An 8,633-nucleotide genomic window follows, 5' to 3' on the forward strand; every position below is an offset into this window, starting at 1 on the left:
CGTTGAGTTTTAGCACTGTATAGCATAGGTTTTTATAACCAGCTACATTAAGAAGGGCCTTAATCCGACCGTTCCTGTTGACCCATTGGCGTCTCTCGACATTTTTGGGCAGCAGCGTTTCTCTATACAGGAGCCTCACCTAACAAAGTTTATTGAATTACTTCAAAATTTAAACCAGAATTTAATATTTGTCAACTGACTTTCAATTCCATTCATAAAAAAATCTTTTATAGAAAATGAAATTATATTTTATTATAAATTTAAAATTCCCCTTAAAAAACATAGAATTCAAATAGATTTAATTCGAAGAAACGTAATAAAACATATGAAACTTATTGTTTTTAATCAAATTCCAACTTTATAACAAAAGATGAATAATTAGTCATTCTGTATATCAAAAGAACATTCACAAAAAAATCTTCTTTTATGATTAAAATCTTCTTTACTGTTTATCAAATTTATATGGTTAAACTACTTAATCAAACGATACACTACAAGTCAAAAATATGTACTTATACAGAATGATTACAGACATTTTTTCATATCATTTCTCAAAGAACTATAAAGCAATAAAACAAATAAAATTAGCAATATGGTTGCTTGACAAGCAAAAAAAATATATTTATGCTTGCTACACGAAACAAACACATAAAATTTATATTGCTTAACCTGTTAGGTGAGGCTCCTATGCAAACACAGGCTATTGCCCAAAAATGTCGAAAGACGCCAATGGGTAGAACAGGAATTGTCGGATTAAGGCTCTTCTTAAGATAGCTAAGTAATGAATTTTCATTACTTTACGTTGTATAGTGCCAAAGCTCTACTAGGGGGAAAAAGCCTTATTTAGTCATGCCATTTTGAATCCCTCTAGTTACATACTAGGGGGATTTTTGCGTAAAAAACAGGGAATAAGTGATAGAATCTTTCTAAACAAAAGTCATATTTAGTAATTGACGAGAACAAGATTCTATTCATTAACAAATGTAATATTATGTTTTGTTTTAAATCAGGAGGATATTAAAATGAAAAAAATATTAAAACTCGATTATCTATTGCTCCTTCCTCTATTCATAACATGTACTTTAGGTATTATCATGATGTATAGTGCAAGCTCCATTGTCGCTGTTCAACATTACGGTTATAACAGTAGACATTTTGTTGATTCTCAATTAACAAAGCTACTTTTAGGAACAATAGGATTAATAATTTGTGCTTTACTCCCATATGAAATATGGAAAAAACGAATAGTCTCAATCTGTATTATGGTTGGGGGGATTTTTTTATTAATTATGGTTTTATGGAAAGGAAAAGTGGTAAATAATGCTCAATCATGGATCTTTGGAATACAGCCAGCTGAATTTCTTAAGTTAGGAACAATCCTTGTAACAGCCCGTTTTTTTGCATTGCGACAAGAACAAGCTAAAAATAACTGGAGTGGTATCGGAAAACTTTTATTTTTTTTAGCTACAATTTTTTTTCTTATCTTTAAACAACCAAATTTAGGATCTGCACTTTTAATATTAGGTATAGGTTTTAGCATATTTCTTTGTTCAGGAATAAATATAAATCTACTAATCAAAAGAACTACCATCGGTTCTATTTTATGGTTACCTATTTTATATTATTTGATTCAATATAGTTTATCAGAAGTTCAAAAGACACGTATTACTACGATTTTCAATCCCTTTCTTGATGCGCAAGGAAATGGATACCAGCTTGTAAACTCTTTTATTGCCATGGGCTCTGGAGGAATCACTGGTCGTGGATTTGGAAATAGCATACAAAAAACAGGTTATCTTCCAGAACCACACACTGATTTTATAATGGCAATAGTTTCTGAAGAACTAGGATTTATTGGTGTATTTATTCTATTGGTTGGAGTTTTGACTATAGTACTTCGCTCCTTAAAAATTGCACAATTATGTGTAGATCCATTCGGCAGTTTTATAGCAATTGGTATAGGATGTATGATTGGTATGCAATCAGTTGTAAATTTAGGTGGTATTACGGGACTATTTCCTCTTACAGGTACTCCATTTCCATTTGTAAGTTTTGGTGGAAGTTCTTTAATGGTGAATTTAATAGCAATAGGAATATTGCTTAATATCTCAATTTTCAATAAAATAAGACTTTCTCCTTTTTAAAATCTATTGTACTATAGTCATTTTTGTTACATTTAGAGAGATTATACAGGCTTTCATAATGATTTGATCAAACTGTAGATTTATTAATTTTAAACGAACATTTAAAATATTTTATAGCATAGAATAGACAGTATACAGTAGACACCACTAATATCTACTAGGTGAATAAAAAGAAGGAGAAAATAAATGACTCTAAATATAAATAGAGTATTCCCACGTAATTGGTATGCTGTGAGTTATGTAAAAGATATAAAAAAGATTCCAGTAAAAAAAAGAGTTGCTGGCAAAGATTTTGTATTATATCGGGATGAAAAAGGCGAAGTTCAGGCTCTATCACCTTACTGCCCTCATCGTGGCGCTGACTTATCACTGGGACAAGTAGTAAATGGTAAACTAGTCTGTCCCTACCATGGTTGGGAGTTCGATAGTTGTGGTACTTGTGTAAGAATTCCATCCCAACCCAATAAACCTATCCCGAAATTTGCTCATACCTTCTCATACCCTGTAAAAGAAAAGATTGGGTTGATTTGGATATACCCTGATAGTGAGGAAAATCCACCTGAATGGCAAACTTTTCATGTAATGGAGAACACTCCTTTTAAACTCTCTTTCTTCCACGCCACTTGGAATGCACACCTTACTCGATCAATCGAATCTGTGCTGGATATTGCTCATCTTGCTTATGTACATAAAAAAACGATTGGTAGAAAAACAAAAGCCGAATCAACCAATTATAAGCTGGAGGGAACACTGGATCAGTTTATATTCTCAAATGGTGATGCTTACCTTGAATACAAATTCCCACATCAGTGGATGCTTCACAGTGGCAAACAGGAGAATGAGTCATTTATTCAGTATATTACGTTTACACCAATTGATGAAGAAGAGACATTAATTATGGGATATACCGGAAGGACATTTTTAAAGTACTTCCCTTTACTAGACCAAATTTTAGCTAAATTTAGTTTAAGAGTACTAAAAGAGGATCAAATTATTGTAGAAAGTCAACATCCTAGACCTATACCAGAAGCTTTAAAAATGGAGGCCCATGTTCATGCAGATATGGCTCAAGTTCAGTTTAGAAAACGTTGGTTTCAGTTTTTACAAAATGGGTCTTGTTTTTCACTTGATTAAAGGCACGTAACGCAGTATTAAATATAGGTGTAGTGATGTTGATAGACGGTGGATGCTACCCCATCGCCATCAAGCTAAAATTTTATAGTACCCCCTGAACCCAATTTTGTACTAACTCGTAACAAAAAATTCCTTCAAAAAAGAAAGGCGCCTATGCACCTTTCTTTTGTAATGCATTCTCACTCTCTTAGCATTCAGAATCCCTTATGAATCACTTTAATGCATCATTGTACGAACCTAATTACCCTTTAGAAAAGTAATAATTTGTCTCCTTACTTTTCAGTAACATATTTCCTCTTATTATTAAAAATAAGTCGTTTCTACTTAATATTTTTACTATAACTCTAACTAGTGCTAACCAAAGGATCATAATAAGCCAAATATAATTTATTAATCACGTTTAAAGTACATAAGTCTGCACTGATTGAAAATGCAGAACCAGCATTAATATCGTTTAGCGTATTTGTAATCCGCTAACGACTTAAATCACCTTATTTCACTCTCTTCGGTAAAGCTGAGCCTGAATGTTCAATTACTGGATGAACATAAACATTAATGTCAGCATTACTAAAATAATTTTCACCTTGATCCCAATTCTTACTTATTTTCTTTCATTCTTTATAATTATTCCGCTTATATACTTCTCCTAATGCTAATACATCCACCTTATATTTTTTTGAACAAGCTTTATTGATTTTTGAATCCTTTGCTCCATCTCTTTTGAAATATCCTTCGTTAAGCGTTTTTCATCCATAACTTGTTTATAATCGCTAAAATGCAACTCCGCCAAAGTACCTTCGAGAAACAAATGAATATCAAACTTCGGTTTTGTAGTATTTTCAGTAAAAACCTTTATTTTTCGATGTAATTTATGAATTTCATATGTAATAAGCTGATTCTTTTCACGTATGGTAAAATAGCCCCCTAATTTCTCACCAATTACAAAGTTCATTCCCAGTGTTTGTTCTCCGTTTAACATTCCAACACACTTGTTATCCTTCCCACGAAACAATGCAGCCCCATCCATTTCTATCCCTTGTTTTGTTGGCCTTAAGATAGGTAGTACAAAACTGCGTTTTGAAATTATCTTTTCCTGCACATCACCAATTCTTGCCGCCTCCACCATTTGAGCGTTTTTGGGAGGATGTTCAGCTAGCATATCAATATACTGTGCCGGTAAATTTTCTAGTTTTGCACTTTGTTTCAAGATAGTTTCTGCATTTTTTTTCAGAAACAAATAGACGGATGTTTCTTCTCATTTCATGATCACGAATATATACATCTAGCGTATTCTGTAAAGCATTAGGATTCGAGAGTAATTTTTCAGAAAAAATAATTCACGACTAATTTTTTTTAGCAATAATTCGTATTTGTTCAAATACACTATCTGCTTTTGCACTCACATTAATATAATTATTCCCTGCCCCTTTTCCACCTTGCTGCGCTAACTTACTGAGAAGTACCATCTGATACGTCCCTTTCATAATTGGATTTGATTTCTTTTCCTTAACAATATGGTAAGACGCACCTACTACAAAGCCTCTTTCTTCTATCTCCACTAACTCAGAGCAACCACTGTATTTTTCTGTTTAACTGTTGGGGTTCAGCTCATAATGAAACATATTTTTTACATAAAAGACTTTCGTATATAAATTTTTCAAATGATTTATTAGCGAATTGTTGACCAATATCACTTTTTTGAGTGAGTAATTTTTTAGATTGATGATGTAATGAATTTTTTTCGTTTCTTTTATGTAAAATATTCTAGTTTTGCATTAGGAAAGAACTGTTTCATATAGGAATACAGATAGTTTTTTATATCCTCTTCTTCTTCTTTTTGATAAATGTATTTTCCGATTCCATATTTCCCCCATTTATACCTTCTTTTCTCTTCATCTAATTCTAGTTTTGTCATCGGGTAGTTTTTTTCAATTACTCTCTTAGCTGGCTTTGTAAAACGATGTTGAATAAATTCAAATGTAATATCATCCCGTGCATCAAGAGGTAATTCAGCATTTAGGCGTTCAAACATATGATAGTATCCTTCCTTCCAGCCTTCATGCAGGTAAATAGGAGCTACAATGAAACCAAGAGGATATCCAGCTCTAGCTACTTTTCCTGCTGCCTCAATTCGTTTAGCTAAGGGAGAAGTTCCTGGTTCAAAGTTTTTAATCACATAATCAGCGTTTACACTAAAGCGAAATCTTGTTTTTCCATTATGTTTAGCATCAAGTAAATGATCTACATGGTGGAATTTCGTAACAAATCTCAATTTCCCATATTCAGATTCTCCAAAATGCTCAATGGCCCGTTTAAGGGTATGCGTTAAATAATCGATTCCTACAATATCTGAAGTACACGACGCTTCAAATCTTGTTACTTCAGGTGCACGCTCTTTCATGTATTTATCAGCAGCATCTAAAATTTCTTCAACATTTACATACGTTCGTATATAAGGCTTACTTCCCATCGTTGTTTGTAAATAACAATAATGACAATGTCCCATACATCCCGTTGCAAAAGGAATTGCATACTCTGCTGAAGGCTTGGAAGTATCGAATTTCAGTGTTTTTCTAACACCAACAACCAGCGTGGATTTTGCTACTCGATACTTTTGAAAATCGTTATCCCCTGGCAAATCTCTTACTTGATTATGGGAAGTAGTATGTCGAATTTCAACATCCATCTTTGAAAACTTCTCAAACAGCTCTTTCCCCAAAGGATAATCTAATGCTTTCGGTTCAAAATATACGAGCTTAGGCATAAATGGCTTATTCATTCTAACATCCCCTCTGAAATATCACCATAATAGTAAGTGTAAGCTTGGTTTGCTTCATCTTCGGTAGCATATATAGCCATCTCATTTGTTAGTGGATAATACGTTTCGTAAAGAAATAGTGCTAATTCATTAGGTCTTTCAGGATTATTTACAACTGCTGCAGCTTGTATGTTAGCTACGTCTTGAGTATGAGGATTTCGGTAAAAAATATAAACAATGTCACCAGCATGATACGTATTACTTTCAGAAGAAAATTCCATTCCATCACCATCTCATTTCATAAAATTCAATGCTCACAGTTTTACTTTCTAATTTTCTTGTAGTGTAACTATTTAATTACATTGATAATGATTACGTCATACAAACATATTTTGAAAAATGAATAATAAATGTACTCCCAAAAAGGCAAGCATATATCAATGCTTGCCTTTCGTTCTAACGACGATGTTCAACAAGATCGATTACACCTAAAACGACGTGTGCTAAACCAAAACCAAATACTGTATTTGCAATCATTTTATTAGTTCCACGAGTTTGTTTAAGAGCATAACCTGCTGCTGTCACTGCTGTACCTAAAGCTGTTGGAATTAATCCTTCACGAATGTCCACAGTGATGCCTCCTTGTTTCGTAGTTAGTAAATTTGTTTTAATGACTCGAAGTAAAGTATTAAAACAAGTATTAGTATTTTTCTTTTTAATAAAATTATGTGAAATTTTTATGAATAATATTTTAAATCCATAACAGCTATAAAGATTGAAAAAATTATTAATTAACAAATAAGAAAATATCTTCAAAACGTATTTTTATATGAAAATTTTATACCTCAGACAAAAAAATCTTTGCGAAAATTCTCTCCATAAAAAGTGCTCCTAAATTTATATATATAGGAGCACTTTTTATGAAACACTATTCTTTATTTGCTTATGAACCACTTTATTATAATAACCATGCTTTACAACTTGCCTAAAATCATCTACCTCGATATCCATTCTTTCCGCAATATCTACAACAATTGTATTTTGTAAAACATTCACCACAAATCCCATTAATTTCAAATTGTGATTTTTACGATATGAAAATTCAACGTAATCCCCAAGTGTTACTTCTTTATTATGTTTCATTTGGCGCCCCCTAAATTATCGATAATTATACAATAGTTTCCCCCTTTTTTACTTCTACATACGGGGTCACCAGTTTATCATTTTAGCCAATTCATCTCCCACCTACTTATTTTGCGTTCCTTGAGGAAGGGGTCTTCTTGGCTAAAATGATAAAAAAAGACAAACTCTCCAATGTGAGGAGTTTGTCCAAAACCATGATTTCTTTAGTTTAACAATATAGAATTCAGTTCCGATAAGAATCTTTCTTTTTTCCATATCCCACGGTTTTTGCATCGATACTAACAATAGTGGATTAGAATAATGACTTAATACTTGCTAGGACAGTAAGAATACCTATAATAATGACAAATACATTGCTAGATTTCCCTTTGTATTTAGCAAGTACTGATACTTTATGGATTGCATACATGGGTAGTATACATAAGATAGCAGCAACTAGCGGACCGCTAAGGGCATCAATGATTCCAAGAATACTTGGATTTGTATAAGCAACATACCAGCATGTTAATACGACAAAAGTAAGAATCATTGTCTTAACTGTTTTTTCTCCTATATCTTTCCCACGTTTTTTACTGGACTTGATAATCATGTCACGCATTACCTCATACGCTCCTATATAATGACCAAGGAAAGACTTTGTAATAGCCACAAAAGCAATGATAGGAGCTGCAATAGTGATTACTGGCGAATTAAGCTCATTAGCAAGATATGATAGGATTGACAAGTTCTGTTCTTTTGCCACCTTAAGATCATTTGGAGTCAAACTTAAGGTACTGCTCCAAACAAAGAACATAACAACTGCGAATGTCATAATATAACAAACTTTTTGTATTTGAGCACATTTAGCATCAGTAGCATCTATTCCATACGTAGCTCTCTGTTTCATAACAAATGACGAAATCATAGGCGAATGATTAAACGAGAATACTATGATTGGAAGTATCATCCATATCGTTCCTAAATATCCTGTTCCTGTTGAAGCAGTAGAAACACTTGAAAAACTAAGCATTGACGTATTCCACTGTGGAATCAAAGATATTGCGATAAAAAGTAGAGAAGCTATAAAAGGATACACTAGCATGCTCATGATCTTTACAGTTATATCTTGACCAAAATTTAGTATAGCGATAAGACCGAGTACTAAAACAAGCGATAAAATGGACCTTGGAGGCTCCGACATGTGCAATTGATGCACGATAAAGCTACTAGCGGTATTTGTAAGTGCGACCGAGTACATCAGCACGATCGTATAAATGGAGACAAAATATACAATATTAAAAATGATACTTGCCTTATTTCCAAAATACTCTCTTATTGTACCTGTAATCCCCTCATCGGCAGAGTTCGAAGCGTAAATCATTTTAGCAAGCGCCCTATGTGAATAATACATAACAGGATATGCAAGTATGGTAATTAACAGCAATGATAATAAACCACCTGAACCTGCATTAATC

General features: G+C 32.9%; 8 protein-coding genes, 2 pseudogenes and 2 riboswitches. Of the genes and pseudogenes, 2 read left to right on the forward strand and 8 right to left on the reverse strand.

Annotated features, from left to right (window positions below; translation table 11 throughout):
* Positions 1 to 154: riboswitch (M-box (ykoK) riboswitch) on the reverse strand.
* Between the two features lie 507 nt (positions 155 to 661).
* Positions 662 to 838: riboswitch (M-box (ykoK) riboswitch) on the forward strand.
* A gap of 184 nt (positions 839 to 1,022) precedes the next feature.
* Together HMPREF2590_RS23980 and HMPREF2590_RS23985 are read left to right on the forward strand one after the other, a co-directional pair.
* Positions 1,023 to 2,144: an FtsW/RodA/SpoVE family cell cycle protein gene (locus HMPREF2590_RS23980; protein WP_000722116.1), complete on the forward strand. Its 1,122-nt coding sequence runs from the start codon at positions 1,023 to 1,025 to the stop codon at positions 2,142 to 2,144.
* A 186-nt stretch (positions 2,145 to 2,330) separates the two neighbouring features.
* Positions 2,331 to 3,278 carry an aromatic ring-hydroxylating oxygenase subunit alpha gene (locus HMPREF2590_RS23985; protein WP_000174200.1) on the forward strand — a complete coding sequence of 316 codons (948 nt, stop codon included), beginning with the start codon at positions 2,331 to 2,333 and terminating at the stop codon, positions 3,276 to 3,278.
* Between the two features lie 241 nt (positions 3,279 to 3,519).
* Here the strand turns inward: HMPREF2590_RS23985 and HMPREF2590_RS30130 are convergent.
* The 8 genes and pseudogenes from HMPREF2590_RS30130 to HMPREF2590_RS24015 form a co-directional block, all read right to left on the reverse strand.
* A pseudogene (locus tag HMPREF2590_RS30130) lies at positions 3,520 to 3,588 on the reverse strand (HXXEE domain-containing protein); the annotation flags it as partial.
* Positions 3,589 to 3,930: 342 nt separating this feature from the next.
* Positions 3,931 to 4,485 (reverse strand): Ger(x)C family spore germination C-terminal domain-containing protein, encoded by a 555-nt coding sequence (locus tag HMPREF2590_RS31285; RefSeq protein WP_437263786.1) that lies wholly within the window; start codon positions 4,483 to 4,485, stop codon positions 3,931 to 3,933.
* Positions 4,439 to 4,837: pseudogene (locus tag HMPREF2590_RS31290) on the reverse strand (Ger(x)C family spore germination protein). The gene HMPREF2590_RS31285 and the pseudogene HMPREF2590_RS31290 overlap by 47 nt, the downstream one beginning before the upstream one ends.
* Positions 4,838 to 5,028: 191 nt before the next feature.
* A complete protein-coding gene (gene splB, locus HMPREF2590_RS23995; protein WP_001039638.1) occupies positions 5,029 to 6,057 on the reverse strand; it encodes a spore photoproduct lyase in 1,029 nt (342 codons plus the stop codon).
* A complete protein-coding gene (locus tag HMPREF2590_RS24000) occupies positions 6,054 to 6,317 on the reverse strand; it encodes a transcriptional regulator SplA (protein ID WP_000396091.1) in 264 nt (87 codons plus the stop codon). The genes splB and HMPREF2590_RS24000 overlap by 4 nt, the downstream gene beginning before the upstream one ends.
* Before the next feature lie 175 nt (positions 6,318 to 6,492).
* Entirely contained in the window at positions 6,493 to 6,666 is a 174-nt protein-coding gene (locus HMPREF2590_RS24005; RefSeq protein WP_000354585.1) for a hypothetical protein, read from the reverse strand.
* Between the two features lie 288 nt (positions 6,667 to 6,954).
* A complete protein-coding gene (locus tag HMPREF2590_RS24010) occupies positions 6,955 to 7,179 on the reverse strand; it encodes a DUF2187 domain-containing protein (RefSeq protein ID WP_000682213.1) in 225 nt (74 codons plus the stop codon).
* A gap of 292 nt (positions 7,180 to 7,471) precedes the next feature.
* A partial coding sequence (locus HMPREF2590_RS24015; protein ID WP_070861598.1) for an aromatic amino acid transport family protein occupies positions 7,472 to 8,633 on the reverse strand: 1,162 nt, incomplete at its 5' end.

Source organism: Bacillus sp. HMSC036E02, from assembly GCF_001836235.1.
In the GTDB taxonomy this organism is placed as follows: Bacteria; Bacillota; Bacilli; order Bacillales; family Bacillaceae_G; genus Bacillus_A; species Bacillus_A cereus.

What these genes read in the sequence shown, in the direction of transcription:
- splB (WP_001039638.1), bottom strand. Translation starts at nt 6,057, where the DNA reads ATGAATAAGCCATTTATGCCTAAGCTCGTATATTTTGAACCGAAAGCA.
- HMPREF2590_RS24010 (WP_000682213.1), bottom strand. Translation starts at nt 7,179, where the DNA reads ATGAAACATAATAAAGAAGTAACACTTGGGGATTACGTTGAATTTTCA.
- HMPREF2590_RS23980 (WP_000722116.1), top strand. Translation starts at nt 1,023, where the DNA reads ATGAAAAAAATATTAAAACTCGATTATCTATTGCTCCTTCCTCTATTC.
- HMPREF2590_RS23985 (WP_000174200.1), top strand. Translation starts at nt 2,331, where the DNA reads ATGACTCTAAATATAAATAGAGTATTCCCACGTAATTGGTATGCTGTG.
- HMPREF2590_RS24000 (WP_000396091.1), bottom strand. Translation starts at nt 6,317, where the DNA reads ATGGAATTTTCTTCTGAAAGTAATACGTATCATGCTGGTGACATTGTT.